Source organism: Colwellia sp. BRX8-4, from assembly GCF_014077345.1.
Lineage (GTDB): Bacteria > Pseudomonadota > Gammaproteobacteria > Enterobacterales > Alteromonadaceae > Colwellia_A.
The window spans coordinates 58,350-74,873 of sequence record NZ_JACGVS010000003.1 but is presented as its reverse complement, the minus strand read 5'-3'; the positions used below and the strand labels follow the sequence as shown (position 1 = coordinate 74,873).

Below are 16,524 nucleotides of genomic sequence, written 5' to 3'. Positions count from 1 at the left end.
ATCAATAAAGTATTTTAGAATAATCACCAGATTTGTCATTATTAAAGTGATGTTATCTGTCATATGAATATTAAGCCCAGTGAACAGGATCAACATGATAATAATTTTTAAGTTGCTGATAGAGCATCGGATACTTAGCATGAAACTGTTTAGCTTGCTCAAAAAATACTTCACTGGTAACAGCAAAAAATTCAGCCGGATTTGTTGCTCCGTAATAATCAAATAATGAGGGTGCTCCGGTTCTTGCTTGCATCTTTAACTGTTCAAATTGTAGAGAAAAAGCAGCAGACCAACCTTGATAGCTCTGCCCTTTATCCAGTATAGGCGCACCGTTAGCGCTGCCATTTTCTTGGTCTAGCTGATGGGCAAACTCATGAATGACCACATTACGACCATCATCAGGTATTTTTGCACCGTCTAAAGTATCTTGCCAAGATAATACGACTTTACCAAAATCCCATGATTCACCCGACAATGCTACTTTTTGTTGGTATCTTAAGCCATCAGTCCCCATATTTTGCTGTTGCTTAATAAAAGCTCGAGGGTAAACCAGTATAGTTTGTAATTTAGGGTAAAAATTCGTCTTGCGATTAAGCAACAATAGACATGCTTGGGCAGCAATAGTTATACGTATTTCATCGGTTATTTTAACACCGTTACAACCAACGAAGGTTTTCTCCGCCAAGAATACCTGAATATGTTGCTTTAACTGCAACTGTAAATCTGTTGGCATTTGTCCAAAATAAGGCATTCTTTGTTGAATGATTTTTCGCCATGTTTTTTTAAATGGCTGACGCCTTATTTTATCTCGCTGATATTCTCGCCAGTAAGGCTTACCGACAGAATAGCCAATAAGTAAAACGCCAATAAATATGGGAAGAAGATAAGACAACATAATGAACTTTACTGGTTAAGATTTACTATGATGTAGGTCCGCTATGATTAAATATCAAGCTATTGCAGCTATATTTCATCATTAAAAACGCTAAATATTAATTTTTCCGTTCTTTAAGAAACCTTTTAAGCTAAATACTGATTGTTGCCAATAAAGTTAACAGGTATACATATTGCGACATTGTGAGTATTATTTTAGCGTTAAGTAATACTTATAATAAAAGGCTCGATCGCAGGGCAATACTTGGAATTAAAACCACATGAAATTATCAAAAATATCTGCAGCGTTAGCAGCTGTGCTCACTTTTTCTGGCTGCTCTGAACAAGAAACAAGCAGCAATAAAGCAGAGCCAAAGCAAACTCATCAAGCGACAGCAACTAGCAACAATGAATTTAAATGGCAGGTAGACCGTTTTGCTGATATCCGTGTTATACGTTATCAAGTACCTGGTTTTGAAGAGTTGCCTCTAGAAACTAAAGAATTGTTATTTTATCTTTATAAAGCAGCGCTTTCTGGTCGTGATATTACTTGGGATCATAACTACAAATACAACCTCACCATTCGTCATACGCTAGAAGCGGTTATTGCTGATTATGCCGGAGACAAAAGCAGCGAAGAATTCAAAAAGTTCAATGAATACACCAAACGTGTTTGGTTTTCTAACGGCATTCATCACCATTATATGTCAGGTAAATTCAGCCCTGAATTTAGCCCTGAAACTTTTGAACGCTATGTCATGTCAGTTGCCGAAAAAGGTAAATTACCCTTAAATAAAGACCAAAGTGCTGAGCAGTTAGTGGCCTTACTAACGCCTATTTTATTCGACCCAACGGTCGCACCTAAAATGGTTAATCAGTCTGCTAACATTGATAATGTTGTTGCCTCTTCCGTTAACTATTATGAAGGAGTTACCGAACAAGAAGTTGAAGACTTTTATAAAAATAAGGTCGATGTAGACCCTAAGCGTCCAGTATCTTGGGGCTTGAATTCTAAATTAGTAAAAATTGACGGCAAGATAGTTGAACAAGTGTGGAAAGTGGGTGGTATGTACGATAAAGCCATCAGTGAAATTGTCTTTTGGCTAGATAAAGCAGCAACCGTTGCTGAAAACGAGCAACAACGTAAAGCCCTAACCTTGTTATCTAAATACTATAGAAGCGGTGATTTAAAAGACTTTGACGACTACTCTATTGCGTGGGTTAAAGACGTTAATTCAGATGTTGACGTAGTAAATGGTTTCATCGAAGTTTACGACGATCCTCTAGCTTACAGAGGTTCATTTGAATCCGTTGTTTCGGTAAAAGATCACGAAGCCACCAGGGTGATTGCTAAGATTGCCGCAGAAGCTCAGTGGTTTGAAGATAATTCACCACTCATTGAAAGCCATAAGAAAAAAGAAGTCAAAGGTATTACCGGTAAAGCCATTACAGTTGTTATTGAATCTGGCGATGCTTCTCCTTCTACGCCTATTGGCATTAACTTACCCAACGCTAACTGGATACGCGCTGAGCATGGTTCAAAGTCGGTAAGCTTAACTAATATTGTTAGTGCTTATGACAACGTAAAAGGTGGTTCGTTAGCCGAGTTTGTTTGGGACGATGCTGAACTTGCCCGCAGCAAAGAATTTGGTCCGTTAGCGTCTCACTTGCATACCGATTTACATGAAGTTGTTGGTCATGCTTCGGGGCAAATTAACGAAGGCGTTGGCACACCTAAAGAAACGTTAAAGCAATATTCGTCAGCCCTTGAAGAAGGTCGCGCCGACTTAATTGCCTTGTACTATCTTATGGATCAAAAATTAATTGATATGGGTGCAATGCCAAGCTTAGAAGTGGGGAAAGCAAGCTACGACAGTTATATTCGTAACGGCATGATGTTGCAATTAAGGCGTCTAAAAGAGGGTGAGCATATTGAAGAAGCGCACATGCGTAACCGCCAGTTAATTGCAAGTTGGGCATTTGAAAAAGGTGCCACTGACAATGTTATTGAAAAGCGAGTTCGTGATGGAAAAACTTTTTTTGTTGTCAACGACTATCAAAAGCTACGGACATTATTTGGCCAATTATTACGTGAATTACAACGAATAAAGTCTGAAGGTGACTTTGCTGCAGGCCAAGCTTTAATTGAAGGCTACGCGGTTAAGGTCGACAAAAAATTGCACTTAGAAGTGTTGAGCCGTTATGAGAAACTTAAATTAGCACCATATTCTGGTTTTGTTAACCCTAAATTAGAGGCCGTTTATCTAGGTGATAAAATGACTAATGTTAAAATCACTTACCCTGATAACTTCCAAGAGCAGATGTTGGAATATGGTAAAGATTATGGTTTATTGCCCGTTTTAAACTAAAGTCAAAACCTCTTAAAATAACGTAAACGTTATCAGAAACCAAGGCGTGTGATCACAATAATCATACGCCTTGTTTATTTTGCTTAAAACGCCCTCTTTATCCTTAAAGTTATCTTTGGCATAATGTCGATTAGCAATATTAAGTAAAAACATGACAACTAAGTATTTTATAATATTTACGCGCAGCTTATAACTATAAAATTAAAACTATAAATTAATACAATCCAGAGAATTCTAATGAAAAAAACAACAATTTTATTATTAGCGATGGCTTCAACATTTGCCACAGCTGATGAAGGTATGTGGCAACCTCACCAATTACCAAGCATTGCATCAGAACTTACCCAAGCAGGTTTAAAATTAAATCCTAACGATTTAACCGATCTTACTGGTTTTCCTATGGGTGCTATTGTCAGCCTTGGTGGCTGCACGGCTTCTTTTGTTTCTGATAAAGGCTTAGTTGCCTCTAATCACCATTGTGTTTATGGCTCTGTTCAATACAACTCAACAGCAGAAAACAACCTACTCGCCAATGGTTTTCTAGCAAAAACCTTTGATGAAGAGCTACCCGCTACACCCGGCAGTCGTATCTATGTAACAGAAGAAATCAATGATGTTACCACGTTAATTAAAGGCAGTATTACCGAGAACATGTCGGGCTCTGAGCGCTATAAAGCCATAGATAAAAACTCTAAAACATTAGTAGCTGAATGTGAAAGTGATGACAAATATCGTTGTAGTGTTGTCAATTTTCATGGCGGTTTAGAATATTATTTATTTAAACAATTAACTATTCGCGATGTTCGTTTAGTCCATGCTCCAGCAAGTAGTGTTGGTAAGTATGGTGGCGATGTTGATAACTGGATGTGGCCACGCCACACCGGAGACTATGGTTTTTATCGTGCATATGTCGGTAAAGATGGCCAACCCGCCGATTTTAGTAAAGACAACGTACCTTATGAGCCAAAGCATCACCTAAAAGTGAATAAAAGTAGTGTTGATGAAGGCGATTACATTATGGTGCTAGGTTACCCAGGACGCACCAACCGTTACCGCACTGCACTTGAGGTTGAAAACCAATTTACTTGGACTTACCCTAATGCTAAAAATTATCGTGAAGAGCTTATCGACTTAATTCATAACGAGTCTGCACCAGAAAGTGAAGCGAGAATAAAGTACGAAAGCACCTTAGCCGGCTTAGCTAACTACGCAAAAAATTACGGTAGCATGATAAAAAGCTACAATAAAGGCACAACGTTAGCCCGTAAACAGCAACTAGAACAAGACTTAAGCGCTTGGATCAATGCTGATAAAATGCGAAAAGCTAAATATGGCAACGCACTTACCGGCCTAAATAAGCTACTAAAACAGAACCAAAAAACCCAAGCACGCGATCTTATTCTAGGTTATATGGCTTACAACAAAATGTTAAGCACCGCTTATCGTTTACATCGTTTAGCCGTAGAAAAAAACAAACCAAACGTAGCGAGAGAAAGGGGTTACCAAGAACGTGATCTTGCACGTTTTGAACAAAGCATGAAAACCTTTAATCGTCGATTCGATGCGAATATCGATCAAAAGATCTTATTCGCTATGTTGACACATTATGTTGAATTGCCTAAATCAGAACGTATTCTCGCCATCGATGAATTTTTTGAACTTGAACAAGGGCTAAATAAAAAAGCCTTAAGCACTAAGCTTGAAAAAATGTATCAAACATCAACAATTGCTGACCAAGAAACTCGCCTTACTTGGATGAATAAATCGGTAGCCGACTTTGAAAAAAGCTCAGATCCCTTTATTCAACTTGCCGTAAAGACTTTTTCTGTAAGAAAAGCACTTGAAGAAAAAGACGAAGAATTGTCAGGTAATATTCAAGCTTATCGTCCTAAGTATATGGAAGCGTTAATCGCCTATTTTAACGATAAAAAACTCCCTGTATACGCAGATGCTAACAGTACATTACGTATTACTTACGGTAACGTAAAAGGTTATTCACCAGTAGACGGACTCACTGCAACACCTTTTACCACACTTGAAGGTATAGTAGAAAAAGACACAGGTATTAAACCCTTTAATGCGTCTAAAAAACAACTCGAGTTAATTAAGAGTAAAAGTTACGGCGAATACGCTAAAAAAGAACTCGGCTCAGTGCCCGTAAACTACCTAGGCACATTAGATATTACCGGTGGTAACTCTGGCTCACCTACTCTCAACGATAAAGCAGAATTTGTTGGTTTAGTCTTTGACGGTGTTTATGAAAGTATTATTGGTGATTGGGATTACGACACTAAATTAAACAGATCGATTCACGTTGATATTAAATACATGTTATGGGTGATGGAACATGTTGACGGTGCGACCAATCTTATTGAAGAAATGGATATAGTTGAATAATTAACTTAATTTTATTTACCTTAAAAATCCGGCTTAAGCTGGATTTTTAACGTTAACTAAACGAGATTATATGAACGATATACCTGCTAACAATACGTTATCCAAAGGTTGGTTGTTACTCTTTTCAGTTTGGGTACTCGCCACCATAAGCACGCTTGCTAGTTTATTTTTTAGTGAGGTTGTTAAACTCCCCGTTTGCTCTTTGTGCTGGTATCAGCGAATTGCTATGTACCCTTTGGTCGTTATTTTACCAATGGCCTTATTTCCATTCGACGCTAAAGTGACCCGCTATGCGAGTGTATTGGTTTTATTTGGTTGGCTAACCGCATTATTTCATGTGTTATTAGTGGCCGGTTATATTCCTAAAAGCGCACAGCCCTGCGTACAAGATATTCCTTGTTCAGAAACGCATCTCAATGTTTTTGGGTTCTTAAATATGCCAATGATGTCTTTACTAACCTTTAGTCTCATGGCTTTATTATTATTTTTTATGACTAAATCGGAATCATCATGAATAAAAAAACACTTTTCATTAGCGCCAGCCTTATTATCCTTTTGGCTTTTATTGGCGCAGCAACAATATTTAAAGCAAACAATAGCCACCAGAGCGCTAAGGTTGAAAACCTCGACATCATTGAACGTGTTGGCGCGCCAATAAAAGGACCGTTAGAGGCAAAAGTGACCATTGTCGAATTTTTCGATCCTGCTTGCGAAACATGTTCAGCTTTTTACCCACTAGTAAATAATTTAATTAAACGCTACCCTGGTAAAGTTAAGGTTATGATGCGCTACACCCCTTTCCATAAGGGTTCAGATCAAGTGGTTAAACTACTTGAAGCCGCACACTTACAAGAACAGTTTTGGCCGGCAGTAGAAATTTTATTTGCCAAACAGCAAGCCTGGACTCGCCATCATGTTGCTCAACCACAAAGTGCTCGTGCGTTATTAAAAGACTTACCTTTAGATAGTGCACAGTTTATGCGTGATGTCAGTAGCGAAAACGTTAGCAAGGTTATAATGCAAGATATCGCAGACGGTAAAACCCTCGAAGTTCGAGCAACGCCGCAGTTTTTTGTTAATGGAAAACCTCTGGTTAATTTTGGCTACGAACAGTTAACTCAGTTAGTTGAAGAAGCCATCGCCGAAGCCTACTAAGTGTTAAAAACAAGATGACGGTAAAATGTTTAATCATTTTATCGTAAAATAAAATGAAAAAGGCGCGTATTCTCTCAAAGAATACGCGCCTTTTTTATGTTTACCAATAAGGTCTGATAAACAATATCAAATCGACTTAGTTAATACTGTTCTCATCACTTAATTCAATATTAAGTTCTAAGACATTTAAATCGCCACCTTTATTATCAAGGTTTATCGAAAAACTTTCATCGGTGACTTTAATGTACTTACGCAATACCTCAAGGATATCCGCAGTGAGTTGCGGCAAGTAATCAGGTTGTTTATTTCGACTATTGCGCTCATGGGCAACAATAATTTGTAAACGTTCTTTCGCCTTAGAAGCGGTTGTTACCTGTTTTTCTTTTTTACGTAAAAAATAATCAAGTAATGCCATGTTATCCTCCAAACATACGACTAAGAATGCCTTTTTTCTTGGCATGTAAAAATCTAAAATCAACGGTTTCACCTAAAAGGCGATCAACCACATCCTGATACGCTTTTCCTGCATCACTTTCAGTATCTAAGATCACTGGCTCACCGGCATTAGATGCCTTAAGTACCGCTTGTGATTCCGGAATAACACCTAATAAAGGTATTGATAGAATATCTACCACATCTTCAACACTTAGCATTTCACCATCATCAACACGCTTAGGTGAATAACGCGTTAATAATAAATGTTCTTTAATAGGTTCTAAGCCAAGCTCAGCTCTGCGAGAGCGGCTAGCTAACATACCTAAAATTCGATCAGAGTCACGAACCGATGAAACTTCAGGGTTAGTAGTGACTATAGCTTCATCAGCATAATAAAGCGCCATCATAGCGCCTGCTTCAATACCCGCTGGAGAATCACAAACTATATAGTCATAGGTTTTACCAAGCTCTTCAAGAACCTTACCAACGTTTTCTTTATTTAACGCATCTTTGTCACGGGTTTGTGAAGCAGGTAATATAGATAAACTACTGACACGCTTATCTTTAATTAATGCCTGATTTAGGGTGGCCTCACCATTAATCACATTAACAAAGTCATAAACAACTCGGCGTTCACAGCCCATAATCAAATCAAGATTTCGTAAGCCTATGTCAAAATCAATTAACACAACCTTTTGACCTTTTAACGCCAAACCAAGACCGATTGCCGCACTTGATGTCGTTTTGCCAACCCCGCCCTTTCCTGATGTAACTACTATTATTCGTGCCATAGACCGAATATCCTTTATAAGTTAAAAGTTAAATAAGTTTTGATGACGTTAATTCACTGTCAGTCAAATGTATATATACGGGTGAGCCCCAATGTTGCTCCATTGACTCGCTTAGCCAATAGTTACCATTAATCGAAACTAATTCTGCTTCAAGATTTTGGCAATATATTTGCGCATGATGGTGACCTGTTGCGCCGGCAATGGCTCGACCACGTAACGAACCATAAACATGAATATTACCATCAGCAATCACTTCAGCTCCAGCAGATACTGAGCCAATAACCACTAAATTTTGGTCTTTAGCATAAACTTGCTGACCAGAACGAATTTGACCACGATGTATTTTATCGCTGAAAAGTCCACGATCTGGTATATCTGCTATCGTTTCAGTTTTTGTAATTTCTGGTTTTTCTGCAAGAGGCGCTTTATCTAAAGACTGGTTTTTTGCCGTATTAACGAATGAAAAGCCAAGTTCGCGGATCAACGTTCGTTGTTCTTTAGCTATCAACCCCGTAAAGCCAACAAAGGTAAAATTGAATTCTTCAATTAATGATTTGATTGCTTGATAGTCAACCGAACCCTCTAATTTTTCAATACTAACCACAATAGGAACAAGATAAAAAAAATCTGGCGCTTGCGCGACTTTGTTTGCTAAATCAGACCGAATATCTGCTAATTTTGATGTTTTTAAATGTAAAACAGACAGGGTAAAGCTTGAACCTTTAAATTCAATGCTAGCATCAGCCATAGCTAAATTTTTCCTAAGTATAAAGTAACGATGATTACCACTATCTTAACTTACTCAGCGATAGTGGCAATACTAGAAAAGGTGAAAGTGTTTATAAAGCGTTTTTAAGTGTCGAAATCAACACTTCTTGTCTGTGTTGATTTTGCTCAATTTTATTATTTGCTATTAATAATGAATAGCTTAAATTAATTGACGCAACTAATAAAGCACGCTCGCTGCTAGCATTTCCTCTTTGCTGTTTAATGTCATCGCACATAACAGCAAGTTTACTAGCCGCTTCCTTTAAATCCTCTGCCTGTTCAGCTGGGCAAGAAAACTGATGTAGCTTACCCATAATTTCAATGCTGATGCCATTAGAGTCTTTAATAGACATTAACTAAGCTCTTCTGCACTTTGCAATTTAGCTAATAAAGCAGTTAATACATTATTTGTTTGTTTCTGTTTTTCTTCACCTTCCAAGACTTCAAGCTGAAAGGTTTCATTTTCATCGACAAGCAAAGCTTTTTGCTCTGCTAATTCTGCCACTTGCTGAGCTAAGCCTGCTTTTTGCTCTGCTAATTCTGCTATTTGGCTTTTTAATTGGTTATTTTTATCAATGATTTTTTCGATCAGTTGTTCGAGTTGTGGGAGAGTATTTTCGTTCATAAGGCGCTCTGGTTAACTGTACTAATTAAGGGCGGCAAATTTAATATAAAGTGAGGCAGAATGCTACTTTTTACGACAATTATCGCCTTAATTTGTGTAACAATTATTAAAGATAGAATAGATTAATAAATCACGTTTAAAAAACAAGCGCTTCGACCAAATAACAAGCGGCAAATATAAGAAGTCTAGCCGGTAAATTTTTATATTAATTAACACCAATACGCATTTAGCAACGCAAACTATCTTAATCTCGACCCTTTTGTATCACTAAATTAACTGACCTTTCTCTAACCTCCTTATCAATAACTAAAACATTGACCCGCATCAAGTCTGCGTTCAAATAATAACGCAACGACATAAATAACAGTTCGAGATCAATATTCTAGACAAAGAACTCGATAAAATAACGTCATAGATAACGATAAAGACAATAAGTCACTACATTTTATTACTCAATGAGAACAAACTTATGAGCTTAAAAAATTCCCGCTTGGTTAACCCACTTGATAATGTTTCGTTTGGCAATGTCTACATAATGACACATTCTATTTTTTCAAATGTAATTAGAATAGGGTGTACTTCAAGCAATACTGAAGAATATGCAAAGTCACTGTCAAAGAAGAGCCCAGGCCATTATCAACTCTTTTTTTCTTTGGCATGCGAAAATCCGTGTAAAGTTAAAAAGCAGATAAGACAGTATTTTGATGCGAAAAAATACGTTAACGAGTTTTATGAAGTATCGCCTGAAATAGCAAGAAGCCTATTAAAAAGAGAAGTGTTAAAAATACCCGTTTTAAGCGTGCACTAAACTATTTTTATAGGGTTGATCTTAATAAGTACTGATTAATATACTATTAAGATGACGGTCAACATTATGGAAATAACAGATTGGTTATAAGCGCCTATAGATAAAAGTGACTTTATTCATTTTAAAACTCATCGCTAATAGCGCTTTTTATTGTCAATAATTATACAAATAAGTGACTTGCTTCAGGGTGTTTTTCTAAATATTTGATAATGTATGAACACTGCGCAACCGCTTTTTTATTATCAATTTTTATCTGCTGAAGAACATCTTCTAACAGTGTTTTTGCTAGGCCTTTCCCCGATAGTTCATCAGGAACAATAGTATGGGTTAAGTGCATATTACCGTTTTGATCATCGTAAGTGATATAAGCAACCGCACCATCGATATGATATTCGTATTTACATTCGTTTGCGTTATGTATGAGCGTGTAAGACATTATTTTTCCTTAAAAGAGATTAAAACGACTTCTTTCAAAAATAGCATTAAAGATCTAAATCTACCTGCCATATTTTACTGAAAGTGTCACATTACTGACATTCATCATATTTATTTATTCTTATAATAACACCATCAAATTGGACTAGTTAACATTAGGCCAATATTTATCTGCCGGTTTACTAAGCAGGAGTTCACTGTGAATTATAAAGATTATTACAAAATTATGGGCGTTGATAAAACGTCGTCTCAGGATGAAATTAAAACATCATATCGGAAATTAGCACGAAAGTTTCATCCCGATGTCAGTAAAGAAAAAGATGCAGAAGCTCGCTTTAAAGACATTAATGAAGCCTATGACGTGTTACGTGATAAAGAAAAGCGCGCAGCTTATGACCAACTGGGTAGTAATTGGAAGGCGGGCCAAGCAGGCTTTACCCCGCCACCTAAATGGCAAGAGCAATATCAGCAAGGTAATGGGAATTTTAATGCCGGCGGTCAAGGCGACTTTAGTGATTTTTTTGAATCATTATTTGGTGGCGGCTTCAACGCAAACCAGCATTCATCGCGTGGTCCTCAGTCTAGGCAAGGGCAAGACAGTCATGCAAAAGTATTAATTGACTTACCTGATGCATATACCGGGGCAACTCGAAGCTTTACCTTGCAAGATCAAATGGTTGATGAACATGGACAAGCACAATCAAAAGCGCGAACCTTGAAAGTAAGTATTCCAAAAGGTATTAAACCTGGACAGAAAATTCGTTTACAAAAGCAAGGTGAAACAGGTTTTGGCGGCGCTAACAATGGTGACTTATATATTGAAGTAGGCTTTAACCCTCATCCCTTATATACCATTGAAGGGCAAGACATCACCACCGAGCTTACTATTAGTCCATGGCAAGCAGCACTAGGTGAAAAAGTAAAAGTGCCAACACCAACAGGAACAATTGATTTAAGCCTGCCTAAATTAGTGAGTAGTGGCGCTAAAATGCGCCTAAAAGGTCGGGGATTACCGGGTAAAATTGCTGGAGACTTTTTTGTAAAACTCAAAATTGTTTTTCCAAAAAGCTTATCCGCAGCAGAAGAAGCGCTATATCAATCTTTAAAAGGACTCGCGAATGATACTAGCAAAAAAGAAAGTGAAGATGAAAAGGTTAAACAAAGTAGTTAAACAAAGTATTTAGCGTCTGCTCGGGGTAATAGACTAACAGGTAATGGTTCGCAACAAAGTAACATATTTTTGATAACCGGTATTATTGAAGTGAGAACCCGTCAGAAAAAGCCACCTTTAATACGTCTTAAATATATTAAAGCATTCTGTTAGAATAGTCGGCTATTGATTAAAGGACACCGAGGCAGCATGTCAGAATTTAAAGAATTTTCACTTTTAGAGTCAATTATTGATCGCGTTACTCTTAAGGGCTATAAACAGCCTACACCGATCCAAAAAGAATGTATTCCGGCTCTTATTAATGGGAATGATCTTCTTGGTATAGCGCAAACGGGAACAGGAAAAACGGCGGCTTTTTCACTGCCTATTATCAATAATTTTGGTCGAAATAAAATAGATATTCAAGCGAAGAGCACGCGTTCGCTAATACTAACGCCAACGAGAGAGCTCGCCTCGCAAATAATGCAAAACATTGATGACTACTCTGAAGGTTTAGAACTTAAAACTAAGGTTGTTTATGGTGGTGTAGGAAGACAAGCTCAAGTTGACTCGATCGCGCTCGGACTTGATATTTTAGTGGCAACCCCTGGACGATTATTAGATTTAATTGAAACGGGTGATATAAATTTTAAGGCGTTAGAAATATTTGTCTTAGATGAAGCAGATACTATGCTTGATATGGGTTTTTTTAAAGATGTTCAAACCATTATATCTAAACTGCCAAAGAAGCGACAAACACTATTGTTTTCAGCGACTATGCCCGCTGAAATAGAAATACTGGCAGAAGCAATATTAACAGATCCAATAAAAATTCAAGTGGCGGCTGAAACGGTCACTATCGATTTGGTTAATCAAAGCGTATACCATCTTGATAAAGCGAATAAAGTACCTTTACTCTTTAATATATTACAAAAACCTGAATTTGAAAAAGTGCTTATCTTTTGTAAAACAAAGTATGGCGCTGACATCATTGTTAAAGCATTAGAAAAAGCATCGATAACAGCCGCTAGCCTTCACAGTAGTAAAACACAAGCCGTTAGAGAGGAAGCGCTACAAAACTTTAAAGATTCTAATCTAAGAGTATTAGTTGCCACTGATGTTGCTGCTCGCGGAATTGATGTTAATAATATTACTTTAGTTATTAACTATAACCTTCCTGAAGATCCAAGAAATTACATACATCGTATAGGGCGAACTGCTCGGGCCGGTAAAAGTGGAATGGCCATTTCATTTGCTGTAGAAAATGATATGAGGCAATTAATTAATATCGAAAATAGCATAGGACAAGTTATTCCTATTGTTACGGAGCAGCCTTTTCATAAAGAGTTTTCAAAATTGCCTAAAGAAGTCAAAAAAAAGGTAAGTAAAACAAATAAAACGAACAGAACGAATAGCACAAGAAAAAAAAGAAAATAGGATAGCGATAAAGTAGCCAACTAAAGATTTTTAGCTCGGCTACAAATATCAACTGTCGATGCCTTAGAATGCTTTTTTTGCGATGAAGATAAGTACACTGGGCAAAATATTATCAGCATTAACCTAGTTGCTGTGCAAATAGGCACCATAAATTAAGTAATGTTTAGCGATTAATTTTAGTGCGCATGCGGTAATGGCTAACCACACCTATGAGTACTATTCGTTGATCAGTCGGCGCATAAAGTGATCATTAATTATTATAATGCTCAGGGGCAGATTATATGGTGCCCTACTTTTCTATCTTTTTATCCATTCGAAATAGAGTAATCAAGCATTCTGTGCTCTTTGGTTACTCAATTATCTAATGAGATAATTGAGCTTGTTAATCTTCGGCATAGAGTTTCTTAAAGTTTTTTAGATTCCAGCCAATCATGACTTCATTACCAATTTTAAGGGCGGGTAAAGAGCTAGCTCCTATAGCGTCAAGTTCTTTTCTACCGCGCTGCATTTTCGCATTGGTTAATCTGTATTTTATGCCATTATTATCCAAGTATTTTTGAGCTTCACGAGAATGGGGGCATTTATCTGAAATATATAAAACAACGCGTTTCATCACTAGCCTTTGCTGAATTGTTAAAGATTCACTATTTTACTGAACTCTCAGAAAAAACAAAGATGAATTAACCGAACTTTCAATTTTATACAAAGAAAATGAATCGGCTTTGCTAAACCAAGGTGATAAAAATATATCAACTAGTTGTTTGGGCTTTGATTTAATCGTTTCTGCTTAGAGCTGCCATAAGCAAAATTTTATCAATTAAACTTTTTTAATTTGTGGTTTTATCCACTTTACAAAAGTGAACATCATTAGTTTCTTGAACACTTTGCAGCATTTAGAATATGTAAATCTAGCTTTACCCTGTAAGACAACTAAGCCACCAAACCTACCGTTTAAATGATTGCCTTGGCATTATTTTTTGTAAACTCAATTGACCTAAAAACCTTAACAAACTACCTTAATTGAAATCTTACGCTGTCCAAATTGGATTTATATGCCAATTCTCCAGCCATAAAGGAAAATCATCCGCAGGCATAGGGCGAGAAATTCCGTAGCCTTGCGCAATAGTGCAGTTAAGCGACAGTAGTTTTTCAGCGTGAGCCTTTGTTTCAACTCCCTCGGCGATTACACCGCGATTGAAAATATCAGCTAAGCCGATAACAGCCTTAACAATGGCAAGGTCAGAGGTATCTGTAAGCATATCTTGAATAAAAGTCTGATCAATTTTTAAAGTATCAGCGGGTAGGCGTCTAAGGTAAGTTAGCGAAGAATAGCCAGTGCCAAAATCATCCAAGGCAAACTTTACCCCCATTTTTAGACAGGTATTCATGAGTTTACTAACCTGAATGACATCTTCTAGTGCACTAGTCTCTAATATTTCTAATTCCAGTAATTCAGGATAACTTTCAGGGTAGGCAGCTAACGCTCCCGCTAAATGAGTTACAAAATTGCCACTTTGTAATTGGCTAGCACCTACGTTGACACTTATCGGTATGGTTAACCCTTGTGTCTTCCAGATACTCATCTGTTTAAGTGCTGTATCAATAACCCATTCACCAATTTTAATACTGATTAAATGACCTTCAATGATGGGTAAAAAAGCATCGGGTGGCAAGATGCCTTGTTGAGGATGTTTCCAACGGATCAGAGCCTCAGCGCCAATCACCTCATTGGTTTTCATGTTCACTTTAGGCTGATAATATAAAACAAACTCTTTTTTCTCAAACCCCTGACGAATGCGCTCAAGACTCTCCCTTCGTGTTCGATCTGCCTCTGATGGGCCTATATCAAAAAACCGATAACAACCTTTCCCTGCATCTTTGGCAACATACATGGCCTGATCCGCCTGGCGAAGCAGGAGGTCAGGATCAGATCCATTTTTAGGATAAAGTGTCACACCAATGCTGGCTGAAACTTTTAGTATATTATCATTACAGATAATATTTTGAGATGCTGCTGTCAATATGCGCTGCAATACCGGCTCACATTCGTTTATATTATCGAGGTCGCTAAGTACAGCGATAAATTCATCACCGCCAATACGCGCTAAAAAATCACCCGCACGTAAAGACTGCTCAAACTTAGCTGAAATGTCGATTAGAAATTGATCACCCGTGTTGTGCCCATAACTATCATTAATTTTCTTGAAACCGTCTAAATCAATATAGGCAAGTGCAAGTATTTTTCCGTGTCGCTGGCTTTGCTTAATAGCCAACGTTAACTTGTTAGCCAACAGTATTCTATTGGGAAGACCGGTTAATATATCGTGATGGGCGCTATGTTCAAGTTGCTCTTGATGCGCTTTAAGATGAGTAATATCAGAGAACATTGATACATAGTGCATTACCTGACCCAAGGCATCACTTACTGCGCTAATTGATTGCATTTCGGGATAAATGTCACCATTTTTTCGTCGATTCCATATTTCTGAGCTCCAGTAGCCGTGTTCCTTCAGGGCTTTCCACATGTGTCTATAATAGTCATCGGACTGACGTCCTGATTTGAGAATTCGTGGGTTTTGACCAATAGCTTCCTTTCTACTATAACCAGTAATTTGGGTAAAAGTGTCATTGACCTCAAGGATATTACCCCTGATATCTGTTATTAAGATACCTTCGTGGGCGTGACTAAATACGCTAGCAGCGAGTTTTAATTTTACTTCTGTTTGCTTGCGCGCGGTGATATCAGTTAATACGGTTAAGCACTCGAGGCCGTCGTCGTTGATACTCATCATCACCTGAACGGTAATTAATTTATTATCAACGTATAGTTTTACCTCACAAGCGGGTTGATTTAGCTCTTTAAAAGCATTCGACAGGTGTAAGTTAAATTGAGACAGAGAATCTTCGGTTAAAAACGCGGCCAATCTCAAGCCATTTATTTTCGCGCGCGGAATACCTAACATGCTGGCAGCGGTTAGATTAGTTTGGGTAATATCGCCTGAACAGTTAAGGGAAATAAAAGCCACAGGAGCAAAGTCGTATAAGGCTTCGTAACGTATTGCTGCTGCTTCAGAAGAATCTCTGGCTAGAATAAGATCGTTTTGCTGCATTTCTAACTCTATCTGGTGCACCTGTAACTCATGCAGAAGGCTAACAGTGGTTGCTTCATCAGTAATTGAATCACTGTCAGGCTGCCCCTTTTCTTTCAGACGTAGCATAGCCTCTTTATGCACAGCAACTTTTTTACCTGTAAGCTGCTTTGAGTCTTTTTTCATGATGTA

16 protein-coding genes are annotated in these 16,524 nt (G+C 37.6%); 7 read left to right on the top strand and 9 right to left on the bottom strand.

The annotated features are described in order from the left end of the window. Positions 1-70 precede the first annotated feature (70 nt). On the bottom strand, positions 71-895 hold the full coding sequence (locus H4J56_RS03785) for a zinc-dependent peptidase (protein ID WP_182258908.1): 825 nt from the start codon (positions 893-895) through the stop codon (positions 71-73). A gap of 259 nt (positions 896-1,154) precedes the next feature. On the opposite strand from H4J56_RS03785, the gene H4J56_RS03780 reads away from it, so the two are divergent. The 4 genes from H4J56_RS03780 (at position 1,155) to H4J56_RS03765 (ending at position 6,794) form a co-directional block, all read left to right on the top strand. Further along, positions 1,155-3,242, top strand: a complete 2,088-nt coding sequence (locus H4J56_RS03780; protein WP_182258907.1) for a dipeptidyl-peptidase 3 family protein — start codon at positions 1,155-1,157, stop codon at positions 3,240-3,242. 237 nt (positions 3,243-3,479) lie between these two features. Then, positions 3,480-5,639 (top strand): S46 family peptidase, encoded by a 2,160-nt coding sequence (locus H4J56_RS03775; RefSeq protein WP_182258906.1) that lies wholly within the window; start codon positions 3,480-3,482, stop codon positions 5,637-5,639. Between the two features lie 70 nt (positions 5,640-5,709). Continuing rightward, on the top strand, positions 5,710-6,153 hold the full coding sequence (locus H4J56_RS03770; protein ID WP_182214840.1) for a disulfide bond formation protein B: 444 nt from the start codon (positions 5,710-5,712) through the stop codon (positions 6,151-6,153). Continuing rightward, positions 6,150-6,794 carry a thioredoxin domain-containing protein gene (locus tag H4J56_RS03765; protein WP_182214838.1) on the top strand — a complete coding sequence of 215 codons (645 nt, stop codon included), beginning with the start codon at positions 6,150-6,152 and terminating at the stop codon, positions 6,792-6,794. Before H4J56_RS03770 ends, H4J56_RS03765 begins: the two co-directional genes overlap by 4 nt. Before the next feature lie 136 nt (positions 6,795-6,930). Here the strand turns inward: H4J56_RS03765 and minE are convergent, their stop codons facing one another. From minE to H4J56_RS03740, 5 genes are all read right to left on the bottom strand, one after another. Next, positions 6,931-7,209, bottom strand: a complete 279-nt coding sequence (minE, locus tag H4J56_RS03760) for a cell division topological specificity factor MinE (protein ID WP_070374180.1) — start codon at positions 7,207-7,209, stop codon at positions 6,931-6,933. 1 nt (position 7,210) lies between these two features. Beyond that, positions 7,211-8,020 (bottom strand): septum site-determining protein MinD, encoded by an 810-nt coding sequence (gene minD, locus H4J56_RS03755; protein ID WP_070374181.1) that lies wholly within the window; start codon positions 8,018-8,020, stop codon positions 7,211-7,213. 28 nt (positions 8,021-8,048) lie between these two features. Then, the gene (minC, locus tag H4J56_RS03750; RefSeq protein ID WP_182258905.1) at positions 8,049-8,768 is read right to left on the bottom strand and encodes a septum site-determining protein MinC; all 720 of its coding nucleotides are present in this window, start codon (positions 8,766-8,768) and stop codon (positions 8,049-8,051) included. Positions 8,769-8,859: 91 nt separating this feature from the next. Next, positions 8,860-9,141, bottom strand: coding sequence for a cell division protein ZapA (locus tag H4J56_RS03745; protein WP_182214834.1), 282 nt, complete (start codon positions 9,139-9,141; stop codon positions 8,860-8,862). Continuing rightward, positions 9,141-9,413: a DUF904 domain-containing protein gene (locus H4J56_RS03740; RefSeq protein ID WP_182214833.1), complete on the bottom strand. Its 273-nt coding sequence runs from the start codon at positions 9,411-9,413 to the stop codon at positions 9,141-9,143. The genes H4J56_RS03745 and H4J56_RS03740 overlap by 1 nt, the downstream gene beginning before the upstream one ends. 469 nt (positions 9,414-9,882) lie before the next feature. On the opposite strand from H4J56_RS03740, the gene H4J56_RS03735 reads away from it, so the two are divergent. Next, positions 9,883-10,221 (top strand): GIY-YIG nuclease family protein, encoded by a 339-nt coding sequence (locus H4J56_RS03735; RefSeq protein WP_182244048.1) that lies wholly within the window; start codon positions 9,883-9,885, stop codon positions 10,219-10,221. 160 nt (positions 10,222-10,381) lie between these two features. Here the strand turns inward: H4J56_RS03735 and H4J56_RS03730 are convergent, their stop codons facing one another. Beyond that, positions 10,382-10,657: a GNAT family N-acetyltransferase gene (locus H4J56_RS03730; RefSeq protein ID WP_182258904.1), complete on the bottom strand. Its 276-nt coding sequence runs from the start codon at positions 10,655-10,657 to the stop codon at positions 10,382-10,384. Positions 10,658-10,855: 198 nt separating this feature from the next. On the opposite strand from H4J56_RS03730, the gene H4J56_RS03725 reads away from it, so the two are divergent. Both H4J56_RS03725 and H4J56_RS03720 read left to right on the top strand, forming a co-directional pair. Continuing rightward, complete coding sequence (locus tag H4J56_RS03725; protein WP_182258903.1) at positions 10,856-11,827, top strand: DnaJ C-terminal domain-containing protein; 972 nt, start codon at positions 10,856-10,858, stop codon at positions 11,825-11,827. A 189-nt stretch (positions 11,828-12,016) separates the two neighbouring features. Next, a complete protein-coding gene (locus H4J56_RS03720; protein WP_182217817.1) occupies positions 12,017-13,243 on the top strand; it encodes a DEAD/DEAH box helicase in 1,227 nt (408 codons plus the stop codon). A gap of 382 nt (positions 13,244-13,625) precedes the next feature. Here the strand turns inward: H4J56_RS03720 and H4J56_RS03715 are convergent, their stop codons facing one another. Together H4J56_RS03715 and H4J56_RS03710 are read right to left on the bottom strand one after the other, a co-directional pair. After that, a complete protein-coding gene (locus tag H4J56_RS03715) occupies positions 13,626-13,856 on the bottom strand; it encodes a glutaredoxin family protein (RefSeq protein ID WP_070374193.1) in 231 nt (76 codons plus the stop codon). A gap of 415 nt (positions 13,857-14,271) precedes the next feature. Beyond that, positions 14,272-16,518, bottom strand: a complete 2,247-nt coding sequence (locus H4J56_RS03710) for a bifunctional diguanylate cyclase/phosphodiesterase (protein ID WP_259368149.1) — start codon at positions 16,516-16,518, stop codon at positions 14,272-14,274. Between the last annotated feature and the right edge of the window lie 6 nt (positions 16,519-16,524).